11 protein-coding genes are annotated in these 17741 nt (G+C 66.6%); 6 read left to right on the top strand and 5 right to left on the bottom strand.

The window, feature by feature from the left end; translation table 11 throughout:
* Positions 1 to 84: 84 nt before the first annotated feature.
* From AB0F41_RS23900 to AB0F41_RS23880, 5 genes are all read left to right on the top strand, one after another.
* Complete coding sequence (locus AB0F41_RS23900) at positions 85 to 861, top strand: alpha/beta hydrolase (RefSeq protein WP_357427343.1); 777 nt, start codon at positions 85 to 87, stop codon at positions 859 to 861.
* 9 nt (positions 862 to 870) lie between these two features.
* Positions 871 to 1167: an MGMT family protein gene (locus tag AB0F41_RS23895; protein WP_357427341.1), complete on the top strand. Its 297-nt coding sequence runs from the start codon at positions 871 to 873 to the stop codon at positions 1165 to 1167.
* Positions 1168 to 1234: 67 nt separating this feature from the next.
* A complete protein-coding gene (locus AB0F41_RS23890; RefSeq protein ID WP_357427339.1) occupies positions 1235 to 2983 on the top strand; it encodes an NTP transferase domain-containing protein in 1749 nt (582 codons plus the stop codon).
* A gap of 132 nt (positions 2984 to 3115) precedes the next feature.
* Positions 3116 to 3577: a DUF4231 domain-containing protein gene (locus AB0F41_RS23885; RefSeq protein WP_357427337.1), complete on the top strand. Its 462-nt coding sequence runs from the start codon at positions 3116 to 3118 to the stop codon at positions 3575 to 3577.
* Between the two features lie 36 nt (positions 3578 to 3613).
* Complete coding sequence (locus AB0F41_RS23880; protein WP_357427335.1) at positions 3614 to 8179, top strand: TIR domain-containing protein; 4566 nt, start codon at positions 3614 to 3616, stop codon at positions 8177 to 8179.
* A 124-nt stretch (positions 8180 to 8303) separates the two neighbouring features.
* On the opposite strand, the gene narI is transcribed toward AB0F41_RS23880, so the two are convergent.
* From narI to AB0F41_RS23860, 4 genes are all read right to left on the bottom strand, one after another.
* Positions 8304 to 9044 carry a respiratory nitrate reductase subunit gamma gene (narI, locus tag AB0F41_RS23875; protein WP_357427333.1) on the bottom strand — a complete coding sequence of 247 codons (741 nt, stop codon included), beginning with the start codon at positions 9042 to 9044 and terminating at the stop codon, positions 8304 to 8306.
* Between the two features lie 61 nt (positions 9045 to 9105).
* Positions 9106 to 9786: a nitrate reductase molybdenum cofactor assembly chaperone gene (narJ, locus tag AB0F41_RS23870; RefSeq protein WP_357427331.1), complete on the bottom strand. Its 681-nt coding sequence runs from the start codon at positions 9784 to 9786 to the stop codon at positions 9106 to 9108.
* 64 nt (positions 9787 to 9850) lie between these two features.
* Complete coding sequence (narH, locus tag AB0F41_RS23865) at positions 9851 to 11662, bottom strand: nitrate reductase subunit beta (protein WP_357427329.1); 1812 nt, start codon at positions 11660 to 11662, stop codon at positions 9851 to 9853.
* Positions 11663 to 11707: 45 nt separating this feature from the next.
* Entirely contained in the window at positions 11708 to 15391 is a 3684-nt protein-coding gene (locus AB0F41_RS23860) for a nitrate reductase subunit alpha (protein ID WP_357427359.1), read from the bottom strand.
* Between the two features lie 602 nt (positions 15392 to 15993).
* Between AB0F41_RS23860 and AB0F41_RS23855 the strand changes: the two genes are divergently transcribed.
* The gene (locus AB0F41_RS23855) at positions 15994 to 16716 is read left to right on the top strand and encodes a hypothetical protein (protein WP_357427327.1); all 723 of its coding nucleotides are present in this window, start codon (positions 15994 to 15996) and stop codon (positions 16714 to 16716) included.
* A gap of 19 nt (positions 16717 to 16735) precedes the next feature.
* On the opposite strand, the gene AB0F41_RS23850 is transcribed toward AB0F41_RS23855, so the two are convergent.
* On the bottom strand, positions 16736 to 17719 hold the full coding sequence (locus tag AB0F41_RS23850) for an alpha/beta hydrolase family protein (protein ID WP_357427325.1): 984 nt from the start codon (positions 17717 to 17719) through the stop codon (positions 16736 to 16738).
* Positions 17720 to 17741 lie beyond the last annotated feature (22 nt).

Below are 17741 nucleotides of genomic sequence, written 5' to 3'. Positions count from 1 at the left end.
GAGGGCTATTGCAACAGACGGGGCCGACACCGCGGCGGACCCACCCGCCCTGCGGGTGCCCGGCACAGCGATGAGAATGTCACTGTGTCCACACTGCATGTTCACCGTTTCGGCCCGTCGACCGGGCCGGTGGTCCTGGCCCTGCACGGTCTCACCGGCCACGGCCGGCGCTGGGCGGCGCTGGCCGAGGGATTGCTGCCCGACGTCCGGGTGGTCGCACCGGACCTGCGCGGGCACGGCCGGTCGAGCGCGCTGCCGCCGTGGGATTTCGAAACCGTGGTGGCGGATCTGGTGGCCGTGATCACCGCCGAGACCGAGGACCCGGTGCTGGTGGTGGCGCATTCCTTCGGCGGCGCGTGCGCACTGCATCTGGCCCACCGCCATCCCGGACTGGTCCGCGGGCTGGTGCTACTGGACCCGGCGGTCGCGCTGGACCCCGAATGGCTGCGTGAGATCGCGACCGCCACCCTCGGCTCCCCCGACTACACCGATATCGAGGAAGCGCGGATGGACAAACTCGCGACCGGTTGGGGTGCGGCCGCACCCGAACTGCTGCGGGCCGAATTGGACGACCATCTGGTGCCCACCGCGCACGGGCGGGTCGGCTGGCGGGTCGATACCGCCGCCCTGATCGCGTATTGGGGGCAGCTCGCCCGAGGGGCGGTGCTGCCCGACCCCGCCCTGCCGACCGTCCTGGTGCGGGCGGCGAAAGTGGACCCACCGTTCGTCACACCGGACCTGCGCGACGCCCTCACCGCCCATCTCGGCGCGAACCTGATCGTGCACGAATGGGATTGCGACCATATGGTGTCCCAAGTCCTGCCCGAGGACACCGCGGCGCTGATCCGCGCGGCACTGTAGGCGGCCGCGATGCCGACCAGTGACGAGCAGATCGAACGAGTCCGTGATCTGGTCGCGACGATCCCGCCGGGGCGGGTCGCGACCTACGGCGATATCGCCGCGGCGGCCGGGTTGTCGACGCCGCGCACGGTGGGCTGGATCATGCGCACCGATGCCGCCGACCTGCCCTGGCACCGGGTCATCGGCGCGTCCGGCCGGCCCGCGGCCCATCTCACCGAGCGACAGCTGCGGCTCCTGGCCGCCGAGGGCGTACCGGTCACCGGCGGCCGGGTGAACCTGCGCACGGCACGCCACCGCTTTCCCTGACCCGGCGACCCGCACCGAACGGCCGCCGCCAATCCGCGTCGTCCCAGACGGCGAATAGCATGGGCGCATGCCGAATTCTGCACCGGCCCCCGATGTGATCGTGCTGGCCGGTGGCCGGGCCAGCCGGATGGGCGGTGTCGACAAACCGGGCCTGATCGTGGGCGGGCGGTCCATGCTGGACACCGCACTGTCCGCGGTATCCGCGCTGGGGCGCACGGTGGTGGTGGGCCCGCCGCGCCCCGGACTCGGCACCGGTGTACTGCAGACTCGCGAACCCGAACCGGGCTCGGGTCCGGTCGCGGCGGTGGCCGCCGGTCTGGCCGCCCTGCGCGATCCGGCGCCGCAGGTGGTGATTCTGGCCGCCGATCTGCCCTTCCTCACCGATACCGCGATCACCGAATTGCTCCGGCGATCCGGCGCGGTGGACGCGGTCTTCGCCGCCGACGGCTCCGGCCGGCCCCAATACCTGATCGGCGTCTGGCGCACCGAACCACTGGCCGCGCGGCTACGCGCCCTCGGCAGCGTGGTGAACCAGCCGATGAAAGCACTGGTACCCGCGAACACCACCATCGTGACCCTGGCGGGGGTCGACGATTGCGATACCCCCGGCGATATCGACGCCGCCCGCGCGACCCTGGAGGCCACGGCGTCCGCGCCGCTGGACCTGGAACGGGCCCGGAAGGTCCTGCGCACCGGACTTTCCCGGCTGGCCGACCGGCACGCCGAACTCCGGGCCGCCGCGGGCGCGGCCCTGGCCGCCCCGCTCACGGCCGCCGAGGCGCTGCCCCGGTTCGATGCATCCGCGATGGACGGTTACGCCGTGGCCGGGGCGGGCCCGTGGGAGCTGCGCGCCGATATCGGTTTCGCCGGCGGCCGGCGCGCGGACGGTCTGCGCCCCGGCGAGGCGGTCCGGATCGCCACCGGCGCACAGGTCCCCGAGGGCACCACCCGGGTGCTGCGCGACGAATTCGCCCGGACCGGTGACGACCGGCGGTTGCACCGCATCCCGGATTCGCCCGAGCGCTCCGATATCCGCCGCCGCGGCGAGGACCGCGCACCGGGTGACGAGATCGCCCCGGCCGGCACCCCGGTGACCTCGGCGCTCGTCTCCGCCGCCGCCGCGGTGGAGGTGGCGGCGGGGCGGGTGCGCGGGCCGGTGCGGGCCCGGATCGTCATGACCGGCGACGAGATCCGCAGTACCGGCCCACTGCAGGCCGGCCAGACCCGCGATTCGATCGGGCCGATCCTGCCGGAACTGCTCACCGGCCGCGGGGTACAGACTGTCGATCGGGTCCATCTCCGCGATACCTCCCACGGTTTCGACCACGTCCTGGCCACAGCCACCGACTGCGATCTGCTGGTGGTGGTCGGCGCCACCGGGGGCGGGGCCGCCGATCAACTGCGCGGCGCACTCGACCGCGCGGGCGCCCGGCTCCTGGTATCGCGATTGGCGCTGCGTCCCGGCGGTTCCACGGTGGTCGCCGAACTTCCGGCGGCGACCACCGTTCTCGGACTCCCCGGGAACCCGTTCGCCGCTCTCGCCACCCTCCTGGCCCTGATCCCGGCCGTCGTCTCCGGCCGCACCGGCGCCCTCGCGGCCCGCCCCTTACTCGGACCGCTGCGCAATGCGGGTGAGATCAGCGGCACGGTTGCCCGGATCGTTCCCGCGCGCCACGCCGACGGGCCGCGCGGCGGCTGGATCGGTGACTCCGCCGTGCGCACCGCGCATCTCGGGGGGCTGGTGGACCGCGACGGTCTCGTCGTCGTACCGCCCGGGGCAGGCGACGACGCGGTCGTGGAGTTCATCCGGCTCTGATCAGGCGGTATCGGCGTTCGGGACAGGCGCACGCGGGTCGCGAGTGGAGACCGGTGTCGTCTCCACAAGACCGGTTCGCCCGCGACGCCCAGAACATCTGCATATCAACCGATTCCATGCTAATCCTGGTCTGTGGCCGAAACACTCGAAGCCGATGATGGGGCGGGGCCCGCCGAATTGCTCTGGCATCGACTCGATGATCAGCTGAGCTGGTATCGAAAACGAAGCCACGCCGCACAAGCGATGTACAAACGAGTGAAACTCGGGCAGATCGGCGTGGGCGCGCTCGTTCCGGTCCTGGCAGGAGTTGGCGCACCAGGACTACTCACCGCGGCCTTCGCCGCCGCTGTGGTGATTGCCGAAGGCGCCCAGCAGCTCTTTCGCTGGCACGACAACTGGCACATTTACCGTACTGCCGCGGAAGAACTCAAACAGGAGAAGTTCCTCTACCTGACCCAGGCAGGGCCTTACACCGGGCCTGATCGGCAATCGATCCTCGCTGAGCGAATCGCGTCGGTTATGGCGCAGGAAAACAGGACATGGGCCACCCGGGGGCTCGCGGGAACGACCGATCCCGGTCGTCCTGCCGAATAGCGGTTCAGCGGACGAGCGCAGGAGGGGGCGGACGTCGTGACGCGGATCTTCATCAGCCATTCCAGCCGCGACAATCCGTCGGCGATCGCGGTCAAACAGTGGTTGATCGATCAGGACCCCGGCCTGGCCGAGGAGATCTTTCTCGACCTGGACCCACGGACCGGCATCGCGACCGGCCAGAAGTGGGCGGACGTCCTGCGTGAGGCAGGTACTCGCTGCGAAGCTGTCGTCTGCCTGGTCTCACCCGCATGGATCGCCTCCCGTCCCTGCCTGGAGGAGTACCTCACAGCCAAGATTCTCGGCAAGCGAATCTTCATCGCTCGGCTCGGCCCGATCGCCGACGGCGACTTCACCCGTGAATGGCAACGGTGCGACCTCTTCGGCGACGGTCCGACTACCGATATCGTGGTACCCACGCTCGCAGAGCCGGTGCAGATTTCGACGGCGGGGCTCGATCGACTACTTCACGGGTTGCGCGCTGCCGGCATCGCGGCGGCGTTGTTCCCATGGCCGCCTCCCGACGAACCCGATCGCGCGCCGTACCGCGGCTGGGATCCGCTGGAACCGATGGACGCGGCGATCTACTTCGGTCGCGATGCGCAGATAACGCACGGAATCGACCGCTTGCGCACCATGCGATTCGGTACCCGCGGACTCTTCGTCATCCTCGGCGCGTCGGGAACCGGTAAATCCTCTTTCCTGCGCGCCGGACTCATCCCGCGTCTACAACGGGAAGACCGCGAATTCGTCGTTCTGGAGATGATGCGACCGGAGCGCCATGCACTCACCGGTGACTACGGCCTGGCATCCTCGGTCCAGGCGACCCTCGAGAGGTTCGAGCTACCGCATCCTTCCCTGGGGCAGATGAAAAGCCGCTTGAAAGACGGTGATTCGAGCGTCTTGCGCGAATGGCTCACCCGGATTCGATCCACGGCCGCCCGGCAGCGCCGTGATGACGCGGGAGATCCCACACTCGTTCTTCCGGTAGACCAAGCGGAGGAGCTTTTCTCCGCCGACGCGGGAGAAGAGGGCTCCACCGCGCTGGAACTGTTCGCGGCGATGGTCTCGCCCTCTGCTCCCGATCGTGTGCCGTTGATCATCGTCGCGACGATCCGAACGGATCGCTATGCGGCGATGCAGTCGGCGCCGCAGCTCGCGAATGTCGAGAGCGAACTGTTCGACGAGCTGAAGCCGATGCCCGCCGATAGGTTCCGGGAGATCATTCTCGAGCCGGCGCACCGTCACAACCACAACGGCCGGCGGCTCGAATTCGACCGCGAGGTGATAGACCAGATCCTCGACGACCTCCGGGACGGGGCCGACACCCTGCCGTTGCTGGCGCTGACGCTATCCGCCCTGTTTCGCGATTACGGCAAGACCAGCCGTATCACCGTGGAGAACTATGCCGAGCTGGGTGGCATCAAGGGGGTGGTCGACGCCGAGATCGATCAGATTCTCGAGGGCTCCAGACCGGCCCGAGAAGAGCAACTCGCGCTCCTGCACTCCGCTTTCATCCCATGGCTGGCGACAGTCAGCCCTGACAGCGACCAGCCACTTCGCAGGATCGCACGATATGCCGACCTGCCGGCCGCCGCCCTTCCGCTGATCGACAAGTTCGTCGACCGGCGCCTGCTGTCCAAGGACCGCAGTGGCGAGGACATCACTGTCGAGGTGACCCTGGAGAGTCTGCTCCGGCAGTGGGCCGACCTCGCGTCCTGGCTGCGCAAGCATGCCGATGATCTGCGAACCGCCGACACCATCGCGCTCGGCGCCGCGGCCTGGGACCGACACCAGCGCGGCAACGCATGGCTGCTGACGGGCTCCCGGCTGACCGACGCCGAGACACTCGCACAGCAGCCGGCATATCGAGACCTGCTGTCCCGGTTCCACGACTACCTTGTCTCGTCCCGGCGAGCCGAGTCCGAGCGCACCGAATCCGACCTCGCGGTAGCTCGCAAACATGCCTCGGATCTGCGAAAACGAGGGCGGGCACTGATCGCCATCACCACAGCCGCCGTATTGGCGGCAATCCTCGCGGGCACCGGGTTCTTTCTTCAGGCACGCGCCAGCGAAAGAGCGGATATGCGGTCGCGTGAAATACTCGTGACAAAACTCACCTCCGAAGCCGACCAATTGTTTGCCGGCACTATTCCCGGCGGGTACCTCAGATCGCTGCATCAGGTATTGGCGGCACACTCCTTGTCACCGGACCGCACCGAACGGCATCTGCTCAATGCTCAATACAGACTACGGGGAGTTACCCACCTGGGAAATCTACCGATTCAGCCCACCTCCGCTGAAATCGGATTCATCGAAGATGAACCGACCGCATCCGCATGCGCGAACGACGGATCGTCTGTCTTGGGTATCGGGCCCGGCAGTAGGCTCCCCGGCCTTGGATCCGCCGCAGAATACTGCACGGCCAGCGCGAATGGAAATGCGTTACTTTACACTTTGGACAGCACGAGATTACTCGTAGCGAAGTCCGGTGAACCGGAGCGGATAATCGGATTGGAAAATCCGATCATAGGAATCCCGTCGATCAGCGCAGACGGCACCTCCGTCGTTGCGATCACCGAGCACAGCCGCCGCGGGACCACCGGGTACAACAATGAAATTATCATCGATCGGCACGGAGTGTCCGAGGCCCCGATCGAGGCGTCCGGGACGATCAGCAATGTATATATCAGCGCCGACGGCAATACTGTAGCCGCAGTATCGCAAGGATCCGATGGCGGGCATAAGATGATGATTTCTTCTCCCGGAACCTCGATTCCGGAAATCCCGCTCCCCGCCGCTCCACAATTGATGAATATCAGCGAGAACGGGCGAGTAATCGCAATAGCGGATTACGACGGGAATCTGAATATATTCCGGGATGGAGCCCGCGCTGAGTCCATACCGTTGCCCGGCGGAGTGCCGACAGCCCTCGCGATCAACAAATCCGGCACCACCGTTGCCGCAAAGACCGGCACACTGATCAGCAACGGCCCGCTCACCGTCACCCGAATCGGTCATGCCCCGAAATATTCCGCGGGCCAGTACTCTATCACCGATATGCGCATCAGCGACGACGGCAGCGCGATAGTCGCCGCCACCGGCGGGAACGAAATTGTGATAATGCGAGAAAATACACCGGATCGGAGAATAGAACTCAACGACGTAGTAACTCGGATCGCGATCGGCGCCGACGGCACTGTGGCGGCAGCCGGGTCGGCCGGCGGAGAAGTCGCGGTCGTCTGGGAACCCGGACTTGCCGAGCAACGAACCCTGCTCGGTGGGCAGATCACGAGTTTATCGTTGAACACCGCCGGCACAGCCGTGGCCGCCATCGATATCAACGGTGAGTATGTGGTCAGACATGACGATTCACCAACGCGCTTTCCCACGGGCGCACAGATAGGAGCATTCGCTACCAGTTCCGATGGTTCAACAGCGGTCGCCGCCAACGGCCGGACCGACGCGCATTCCGATCTCCATATTTCCCGGACAGGCCATCCGGTCAAGACCCTCCGGATCGCCGGTAACATCACCGACCTCGCTGTGAGCGCCGACGGTGAAACGATCGCAGTCAACACCGACAACAACGACCGCACGGCAGGCGAAATTCTTGTATTTCAGTCGGATACGATAATCCGTCGAATTCCGGCACGGGAAGTCGGCGGAATCGAAATCAGCGAAGACGGTACGACGGTGGCCGCGATGACATACCAGAGCGACGGCGTCGGCGATATCATTATCAGCCGGACGGGATCGGCGGCCGTTATTGAGATACCCATCGCCGAGGAGATCCAGGCCCTGACGGTCAGCGATAACGGAGAAGTTGTCGCCGCCTCGACGAATCGACCGGATGACACGAGCCGGATCATCGTGAGCCGAAAAGGACTTCCCGAACAGCAGTTACAACTCGGCGAATTCGCTACGGCCCTGGCGATGAACAGTGACGGAACGACCGTTGCCGCTGGAGGTTCCCGCGGTGGTCTCCTGATACACCGAACCGATGGAACCGAGGACCTACTCGAGCTCGGAGGTTTCGTATCCGCAATTGCGATGGATTCCGATGGAGACAACTTGGCGATCGCGACCAGTGGCGAGGACAACAGAGGCGAAGTATCGATAATCAATGGAGGATCACCTGAACGTCGAATCCAGATCACCGGGTCGGGGACATCCGTAGCCATGAGCGACGATGGAGAAACCGTAGTCGCCGGAAGCCTCGACGGCAGCGTCGCAATTTCCGAGAAGGCCGCCGGAGAAATACTGCTCAGAGTACCGCGTGGCGTTCTCCGGCTGGTCCTCGGTCCCGATGGTTCGCAGTTCTTTCTGGCCGATGCCGACGGCACACTCTGGCAATGGCGCCGTGGCGACGGAGCTCTGACAATGCTCGGGGACAGGAGCGATATCGGACTGGTCGCGGTCTTCGATCTGGGAGCCGACTTCACCAATCGAACCATCCCGGTGACCAGAATAGATTCGATCGAACATCATACTTACTCATCACCCGATCGGAATGCTCTTTGCCGCATTCTCGATTCCAGAATCACCGACGCCCAATGGAAACTGCTGGTGTCCGAGGACGTACCTCCACACCCGGAGTGTTGAACGGTGACATGCAGTCAAGGGTTGCGGACGGCCCGGCCCCCGATGGAAAGGCCGACCCGTCCTCCCTCGAGGCACGCGCGGCCGGGGTATTTGCGGGCGACCACCTGTTCCGAACAGGCAGGATTCAGCCCCAGCGCTCCGGGGTGACCGGTGCGTCCCAGGCGCGGGCGTAGCGGCGCTTGTCGGGACCGGCGGTCTCCTTGCTCCGGTACACCACATACGGCCGGACCAGATAGCCGACCGGCGCCGAGAACATATGCACCAGCCGCGTGTAGGGCCATACCCCGACCAGTACCAGGACGAACAGTCCGTGCGCCTGGAACGTCCACGGTGTGCCGACCATCAGTTCCGGTTGCGGGCTCAGCGTGAACAGACTGCGGAACCACGGGGACACCGTTTCCCGGTAGTTGTAGGTCCCCCACAGCAGGTTGCTGCCCACCGTATTCAGCATGCCGGTGATCAGCGCGCCGCCGAGCAGGAAGTACATGAACTTGTCGTTGGTGGTGGTGGCCCTGCGGACCGCCGGGACCGTGCAGCGGCGGTAGAGCAGGATGCCGATACCGGCGAGCACCATCACCCCGGCGACGGTTCCGGCGCTCACCGCGACCAGGTGGTAGACGTGTTCGCTGATACCGACGGCCGCGGTCCACGATTCGGGGATCAGCACCCCGACCACATGCCCGCCGAACACCCCGAGCATGCCGAAGTGGAACAGCGGGCTGCCCAGCCGCAGCAGGCGCGACTCGTAGATCTGCGAGGAGCGGGTGGTCCAGCCGAACTGGTCGTTGCGGTAGCGCCAGATATGGCCGAGCACGAAGGAGGTGAATGCCACATAGGGCAGGGTCAGCCACAGCATGGAGGTCATCGGGTTCTCCTGGAGCGGGTGCGTGCGGTCCGCAGGTCGAAGCGCCGGCGGAGGTCACGCGTCATCGGCGGCCTGCCGAGCGGTCCGGCATCGTCGGGTCCATGGCGAAGGGCTCGAGTCCGACCTCTTCCTCCGGCGGACCCTGGGCGGCGAGTTCGGCGATCCGGCGCCGGTCCGCGGTGGTGGGCGGAGCGAGGGTGGAGACGACCGCGGCCAGCACCCCGGCGTACGGCGATCCGTTGTCCGCCAGCGACAGCCGCAGCAGTTCCAGCACCGGAACGTGCTCGCCGAGCAGACGTTCCCCGCCGATGGGGTCGACGGTGGCCGCGAACTCCAGCAGGACCGGCAGGTGGTCGGGCAGCTCGGTTTCGCCGAGTTCCACCCCGGCGTGCCGGTAGGCGTGTTTGAACCGCAGCAGCGCCATTCCTCGCTTCCGGGTGTCGCCGTAGGCGTAGAAGGTGAGATGCAGGCTGGCGCGGCGCCGCATATCGAAGGTTTCGACGTAACGGGCACCCAGTTCGAGTTCGGGAGTGACGCGCAGGTGGTGACAGAACTCCGACAGCTGGGTGCGCACCGGCTCGGGTAGGTCACGCACCGCCTCGGCGACCTGATCGAGCATCGCGAGCGTGCCGGCACCGGGATAGTCCAGCAACAGCGCGGCCGTCCGCCAGACGATCCGCCGGTCCCGTTCGCTCATCGCCAGCGCCGGTTCGGGGCGGCGGCGCAGTTTCAGCAGAGCCATCGGATACCCCTCGCGGCAGGTTTATCCGGTCCGCGGAGGCCGTGACGTCGGCGGGGGTATCGCCTCATCGCCGGACCTCCGTGGGTGCCACTCCCGCGTCACCGTTCGCTGATGCCGCGGAACCGTTTCCGTTCACACCGGTGTCGCTGTTCGCACCGTGCCCGTTCGCGGCATGACCGTTCGCGCCGTTACCGTCGGCGCCCTTGCCGTTGGATGCGCTCCCGTTGGATGCGCTCCCGTTGGACCCGGTCCCGTCGCCCGCGCCGGCATTCGAGCCGTCACCCCCGACCGGCACCAGCCCGTCGGTACTCCGGCCGTCCCAGTTGAGCAGGTTGATCCGCCCGTTCTTCTCCTCCGGCGCGGCGCCGTTGGTATCGGTGAGGTGGAATTTCTCCACCATCTGATCGAACGCCGTCATCCCCGGACCGCCGTCGTTGTCGAGGCTGCACCCGGTCGCCAGCGAATCCAGTTCGTGGGCCTGTGCCCCCGCACCGGTCGGGATCACATACCGGTGTTCGTATTTCGCGATGGCCAGCAACCGGTACATGGCCTCGATCTCCTCCGGCTCCAGCCGCACCGAGGGCGCGATGGCCGGATCGGGTTCCTGTCCGAGGTTGATCGACCGCATGAACGCCCGCATCCCGGCCAGCCGCTGCAATGACGCCCGGACCGGTCCCACCTCGCCGGCGGTGAACAGTTCGGCCAGGTATTCCACCGGAATCCGCAGCGCGTCGATCGCGCCGAACAAGTTGGCGTGGTCTTCGCCGTCGTGCCCGGTCTCCGACAGCACATCCACCACCGGCGAGAGCGGCGGCACGTACCAGACCATCGGCATGGTGCGGTATTCCGGATGCAGCGGCAGCGCGATCTGGTAGTCGACGATGAGCTTGTACACCGGCGAATCCTGGGCCGCCTGAATCCATTCCGGCGAGATCCCGGCGCGTTCGGCCTCCGCGACCACCCGCGGGTCGTGCGGGTTCAGGAACACGCCGAGCTGACTCGGATACAGATCCTTGTCCTCGGTCACCGACGCCGCCTCGAGGACCGCGTCGGCGTCGTAGAGCATGACGCCGATATAGCGCAGCCGTCCGACGCAGGTTTCCGAGCACACGGTCGGAATCCCGACCTCCACCCGCGGATAGCAGAAGGTGCATTTCTCGGCTTTACCGGTTTTGTGGTTGAAGTAGATCTTCTTGTACGGGCAGCCGGTCATGCACTGGCGCCAGCCTCGGCATTTGTCCTGGTCCACGAGGACGATGCCGTCCTCGGACCGTTTGTAGATGGCGCCCGACGGGCACGACGCCGCGCACGACGGATTGAGGCAGTGCTCGCAGATCCGCGGCAGGTAGAACATGAAGGTCTCTTCGAATTCGAGCTTCACCTGCTCGGAGACCCGCGCCAGCAGCGGATCCTTACCGACCTGTTCCGGCCCGGAGCCCAGATCGTCGTCCCAGTTGGCGCCCCAGGTGACCTTCGTATCCTCGCCGGTGATCAGCGATTTCGGCCGCGCCACCGGGGTGGTGTCGATGGCCGGGGAGGAGAGCAGATTGTCGTACTCGTAGCTCCAGGGCTCGTAGTAGTCCTCGATGGTCGGCAGATCGGGGTTGGCGAAGATATTGAGCAGCCGCTTCATCCGCGAACCCGATTTCAGGGTCAGTGTGCCGCGTTTGGTGAGCGTCCAGCCGCCCTTCCACTTCTCCTGATCCTGGTACTGCCGCGGATACCCCTGACCGGGCCGCGTCTCCACATTGTTGAACCAGACGTACTCGGTGCCGCCGCGATTGGTCCACGCCTGCTTACAGGTCACCGAGCAGGTATGGCAGCCGATGCATTTGTCGAGGTTCATGACCATGGCCATCTGCGCCATCACTCGCATATCAGTCCTGTCGTGGTCGCGGGTAGCTCGTGGTGGCGGATCACGTCAGTACTCCACCTGCTGGCTGCGGCGGCGGATCGTGGTGACCTCGTCGCGCTGGTTCCCGGTCGGGCCGTGATAGTTCAGCGCGAACGACTGCTGGGCGTAGCCGCCGATCAGATGCGTGGGTTTGATCATGATCCGGGTGAGCGCGTTGTGGATACCGCCGCGTTTGCCCTTGCCCTTGAATTTCTCGCCGGCCTGCGCGATGCCCTCGATCCGCGGGACGTCCACCGCCCGGTCCTGGGCGTGGTACATGAACACGGTGCCCTCGGGCATCCGGTGCGAGACGATCGCGCGGGCAACCACCACACCGTTGCGGTTGATCGCCTCGATCCAGTCGTTGTCGGCGACACCGATCTTGGCGGCGTCCTTCTCCGACATCCAGATGGTCTGCCCGCCCCGGGACAGCGTGAGCATATGCAGGTTGTCCTGGTAGGCGGAGTGGATGGACCATTTGGAGTGCGGGGTGAGGTACCGCACGGTGACTCCCTGCTCGCTCACGTCGCCGACCCCGGGCTCGGAGAACAGCGCCGTCATATCCAGCGGCGGCCGGAAGGTCGGCAATTGTTCGCCGAGTTCGATCATCCAGTCGTGGTCGAGATAGAAATGCTGCCGTCCGGTCAGGGTGTGCCAGGGTTTGAGCCGCTCGGTGTTGATGGTGAACGGCGAATATCGGCGCCCACCGGTTTCGCTGCCCGACCATTCCGGTGAGGTGATCACCGGCACCGGACGCGCCTGGGTATCGGCGAAGGTGATGCGCTTGCCTTCGTGTTCGGCCGCCAGATCCGCCAGTTCGGTTCCGGTCCGGCGTTCCAGCGCGTGGAAGCCCTCCACCGCGAGGCGCCCGTTGGTGGTACCCGACAACGCCAGGATCGCTTCCGCGGCATCGCGGTCCTTGGCCAGCGACGGCCGCCCCTGGGCGGCGCCGGACACCACTGTCCCGTTCACACCCGCGAGGTATTCCACCTCGGCGCCGGGATGGGTGGTGACGCCCTTGACAGTGAGGCCCAGTGTTTCCACCAGCGGGCCCAGCGCGGCCATCTTCTCCGCGATCTTCGGATAGTCCCGTTCGACCAGCACCAGTTTCGGCATGGTCTTACCCGGGATCGGTTCGCATTCCCCGGCTTTCCAGTCCAGTACCCGGCCGCCCGCCTGGGCCAGGGCGTCCGGTGAATCGTGCTGTAGTGGTACCGCGACGATGTCCTTGCGCACCCCGAGATGCTTTTCGGCCAGCCAGGAGAAACCGCGCGCGATCCGGTGGAACGCCTCGAAATCGGTTTTCGCCTCCCACGGCGGCGAGATCGCCGGAGTGAAGGCGTGCACGAACGGATGCATATCGGTCGAGGACAGGTCGTGCTTCTCGTACCAGGTGGCGGCCGGGAGCACGATATCGGAGAACAGCGTGGTGCTGGTCATCCGGAAATCCAGCGACAGCAGCAGATCCAGCTTCCCGGTGGCGGCTTCGTCGCGCCAGACCAGCTCCTCCGGGCGCACCCCGGTGGTGTCGGTGGTCTGCAGATTGGAATCCGCGCCGAGCAGATGCCGGTGGAAGTATTCGTTTCCCTTACCGGACGACCCGAGCAGATTCGCCCGCCACACGGTGAGCACCCGGGGGAAGTTCTCCGGCGCGTCGGGATCCTCGCAGGCGAACCGCAGGTCACCGGATTTCAGTCCGTCCACCACGTGGTCGGCGGCGGAGCGTCCCGCGGCTTCGGCCTCATCGGCCAGGTCCAGCGGGTTGCGATCGAAGGTCGGGTACGAGGGCATCCAGCCCAGCCGGGTCGCCAGCGCGATATTGTCCGCCGCCGTCCGGCCCGCGAACTTCCCCTTCCCGAGTGGGGAGGAGAAGGCGTCGGCGGTGAACGGGTCGTAGCGCCACTGATCGTTGGTGAGATACCAGAACACGGTGCCCTGCATCTGGCGCGGCGGCCGCTGCCAGTCCAGCCCGAACGCGAGCGTGGACCAGCCCGTGACCGGGCGGCATTTCTCCTGACCCACGTAATGCGCCCAGCCACCGCCGTTCACGCCTTGGCAGCCGGTGAGCAGGGTCAGGGTGAAGAAGGAGCGGTAGATCTGGTCGGAGTGGAACCAGTGATTGGTGCCGGCGCCCATCAGGATCATGGACCGGCCGCCGGAACGCTCGGCGTTATCGGCGAATTCGCGGGCGATCCGCCGGGCCTGGACCGCCGGTACGCCGGTGATGGTCTCCTGCCAGGCCGGGGTGTAGGGCTCGGTGGCGTCGTCGTAGCCGGTGGGCCAGGTGCCGGGCAGGCCGGGACGTCCCACCGCGTACTGCGCGAGCAGCAGATCGAAGACCGTGGTGACCCGTTTTCCGGCGACCACCGTGGTCGGCACCCCACGGGTCAGCACGCCCGGGGTGTCGGAATCGAACCGGGGGAACTGTACGGCCGCAACTGTGTCCGATCCCGCCCTGCTCCCACCCGAGTCGGTGCGGCCGTACAGCGTCAGGAGTGGCTCGACACCCCCGAGATCCAAGTTCCAGCGCCCGGTGCCGTTCTCGCCGAACCGATCCCCCAGCGATCCGTTCGGCACCACCGGCGCGCCGTCACCGTCGAGCAGCACGGTCCGGAACTCCGCACCCTCGTCGGTATTGCCGAGATCGGCGGCGGTGAGGAACTTCCCGGGCACCGCGACCCCGTCCTCGCCTTCCTCGACAGTGATCAGGAAGGGCAGATCGGTGTATTTGCGGATGTAGTCCAGGAACCGGGGCGTCTCCCGGTCGACGAAGAACTCGCGCAGGATCACATGCCCCATGGCCATGGCCAGCGCGGCATCGGTGCCCGGGCGGGCCGCGACCCATTCGTCGGCGAACTTGGTGTTGTCGGCGTAATCCGGGGACACCACCACGACCTTCTGGCCGCGATACCGGGCTTCGGTCATGTAGTGGGCGTCGGGGGTGCGGGTCACCGGGACGTTGGACCCCCACATGATCAGGTAGCCCGCGTCGAACCAGTCCGCCGATTCCGGGACGTCGGTCTGGTCGCCGAACACCTGCGGTGAGGCCACCGGCAGATCGGCGTACCAGTCGTAGAACGACAGCATCGATCCGCCCAGCAGCGAGATGAACCGGGCGCCGACGGCATGACTGACCATGGACATGGCCGGGATCGGGGAGAACCCGGCGATCCGGTCGGGACCGTATTGCTTGATGGTGTGTACATGCGCGGCGGCCGCGATCTCGGCGGCCTCCCACCATTCGGCGCGGACGAATCCGCCCCGCCCCCGGGCGGCCTTGTATTGCCGGGCGCGCTCGGGGTCGGACACGATATCGGCCCAGGCCAGCACCGGGTCCTTCAGTCGCTGCTTGGCTTCCCGGTACAGTTCCAGCAGCGTGCCGCGGACATACGGGTATCGCACCCGGGCAGGCGAATAGGTGTACCAGGAGAACGACGCGCCGCGGGGGCAGCCACGAGGCTCGTATTCGGGTTTATCGGATCCGACGGACGGATAGTCGGTCTGCTGGGACTCCCAGGTGATCACACCGTCTTTCACGTAGATCTTCCAGGAGCACGACCCCGTGCAGTTCACGCCGTGGGTCGAGCGCACCACCTTGTCGTGCGACCAGCGGTCCCGGTAGAACTCGTCGCCGTCGCGGCCGCCGACCTTGTGGACGGTGCGATGATCCGCGGAGACTTCGCCGCGCTGGAAATATTTACCCAGTCGCAGGAGTGCGTCGCCGGCGCCGGTGTCCCCGGCGGTCCGATCGGTCCCGGTATGCGCCGAGCCCGGCGTTCGTGAGGCAACCACGACGCCCCCTTCTTCTGCGAGCGGTGATATCGGGCTGATGCTTTGTATGAGCGCGTCAGGCCCGGAGGCGGTAGCGCAGCGTCACCACGCAGGGCCCGCGCTCATACAGAGTCGATACCGACTGTAAGGACGCCGCCCGACCTGGCCAAACGGTCTTCTCACATCGAAAACCGCAGGTCGGTGAGGTGTGAGGTCACCGCAATGTGGCGGTCACGGTGAACGGTTGCGCGCCCTCGCCCCCACGGCGGCGAACCTGGGAAAACCGCGCGAAACCCGACCGGTCCGTCCGCTGGAGGCTCCCTTTCGGCCGGTGCGGTGAAATTTCGGAAATCGTGGCTTCTCCAGCGGTTTACATTTGTTTACACACCGGAACACCCCTCACGGCGCCCGGACCGCAGGGGCCACGGGCCTGCTTCCAGCCGGTGGGAAGCCCGTTGTGCGGTATTTCGCGCACCGATGGTCTACGCTGCTGCCCGATCGACCGTTGTCAGCGGTCGCCCGAGCAGGTTCGAGGTAGGCGAATGTTCGGCGTTCATCGGCAGGGGCGGCGTCGGCTTCCGGTTCTGATCGTGCTGGCCCTGACCGTGGCGGCGACCGGGACCGCCCTGCTGCCCGGCCCGACGGCCGCGGCGACCCCCGCGGTCACCGTCCACCCCGGAATGGAGATCCGGCACACCACGCTCGCCGACGGCAAAGCGGTGGTCAACAAATGCACGATCGGGCTCACCGGCTCCATCGGGGCGGCGCAGTACGCGGTGACGGCCGGACACTGCTATCACCCGGGCATCGTCACCGACAAGGTCGGCAATCCGATCGGCTGGTTCGAATTCCAGCACCCCGACGACGGCCTGAAGTTCGGATTCGGCATGATCCGGCTCTACGACGGTATCGGCGTCGCCGCGTCCATGGGGCGCTTCGGGCTGTCCACGATGGATATGAAACCCCAGCTGGGCCAGGAGGTCTGCAAGATCGGCGCCACCACGGGGTGGAGTTGCGGCACGATCACCGAGGCCACCGAGGAATGGCTCTACGTGAGCAACGCCCTCGGCGCCGAGGGCGGCGATTCCGGAGCGGTGGTCTACCGTCAGACCTCCGACGGTCACGCCGCGTTCGTCGGCATCCTCGTGGCCTACGACGACGCCCAGGGCCGCAGTGCCGTGGTGGAACCCGCCGCCTGGCTGTTCGACCAGATCGAGCGTTACGGCCCCACCCGCGACGAACCCTTCATCTGGTACCGGGTCTGAACAGCCGGGAACCGGGCGGTCAGACTCCGAGCGCGCCCGCGAACACCGGCCAGGAGCGGTGCAGATCGTCCTGCCAGTAGGCCCAGGCGTGGGTGCCCGGATGCAGATGCACGGTCGCCGGAATCCGCGCGGCGGCCAGCCCGGCCACCAGCGAACCGGTGCAGTTACCCACCACCGCCTCCATGGTGCCGCCGACGAGCACTCGGTCGGCCAGGCGCAGCGGATCCCCCTCGATCCCGCGCGATTGCAGCACCTCGTGCTGCCCGGGAGCGCCGTTGCCCGACGAAACGTACAGTGCCGTGCCGCGCAGGCGTTCCAGGTGCAGCATCGGATCGTGGTCGAGCCAGGCCGGATTATCCGGCGCGCCCCACATATTGGTGGCATTCGCGCCGAACAGCGCCAGCTGTGAGTACACGATGGCGCGGGCCGCGGGATCACTGGTCCGGGTGCACCCGCTGTAGGCGCCGACCGCCTGGTAAAGCCCCGGCGCGCGGGTCGCCAGGTTCAGCGCCGAGGTCGCCGACATCGACAGTCCCGCCACGGCGTTGCGCCCGGTCATCGCGAACCGGGAACCCAGCAGAGGCGGCAGCTCACGAGTGAGAAAGGTTTCCCATTTGCTGCGGCCCAGCACCGGATCGTCGGCGATCCAGTCGGTGTAGTAGCTGGCCCGCCCGCCCATCGGCACGATCACGTTCACCGGTCTGCCGGCGAAGAAATCCACCACATCGGTCCGCCGCATCCACGGTCCGCCGTCCTCGCCGCCGTCGACGGCGTTGAGCAGGTACAGCGCGGGCGCACCGGGACCGGGATGCGACATCCACAGGGTGATCGGCCTGTCCATGGCGGCCGAATGCACGACCACCTCCAGTTGCCGGCCACCCAGCGGTCGTACCTCGAGTATCCGGGCCGGGCCCTCGGCGGCGGCCGGGCCGGCCGCTACCGCCGGAAGCAGACCGATACACAGCGTGAACAGGTACACCAGGCAACGCGGCGGCCGGTACATGCCGAGGTTTCTACCACGAGCC

It is taken from the genome of Nocardia sp. NPDC024068 (assembly GCF_040638875.1).
GTDB lineage: Bacteria > Actinomycetota > Actinomycetes > Mycobacteriales > Mycobacteriaceae > Nocardia.
This window is presented reverse-complemented; position numbering and strand designations above follow the sequence as displayed.

Coding starts and splice junctions, on each gene's coding strand:
- AB0F41_RS23895 (WP_357427341.1), top strand. CDS start 871: ATGCCGACCAGTGACGAGCAGATCGAACGAGTCCGTGATCTGGTCGCG.
- AB0F41_RS23890 (WP_357427339.1), top strand. CDS start 1,235: ATGCCGAATTCTGCACCGGCCCCCGATGTGATCGTGCTGGCCGGTGGC.
- narI (WP_357427333.1), bottom strand. CDS start 9,044: ATGACCTCCATGCTGTGGCTGACCCTGCCCTATGTGGCATTCACCTCC.
- narJ (WP_357427331.1), bottom strand. CDS start 9,786: ATGGCTCTGCTGAAACTGCGCCGCCGCCCCGAACCGGCGCTGGCGATG.
- narH (WP_357427329.1), bottom strand. CDS start 11,662: ATGCGAGTGATGGCGCAGATGGCCATGGTCATGAACCTCGACAAATGC.
- AB0F41_RS23855 (WP_357427327.1), top strand. CDS start 15,994: ATGTTCGGCGTTCATCGGCAGGGGCGGCGTCGGCTTCCGGTTCTGATC.
- AB0F41_RS23850 (WP_357427325.1), bottom strand. CDS start 17,719: ATGTACCGGCCGCCGCGTTGCCTGGTGTACCTGTTCACGCTGTGTATC.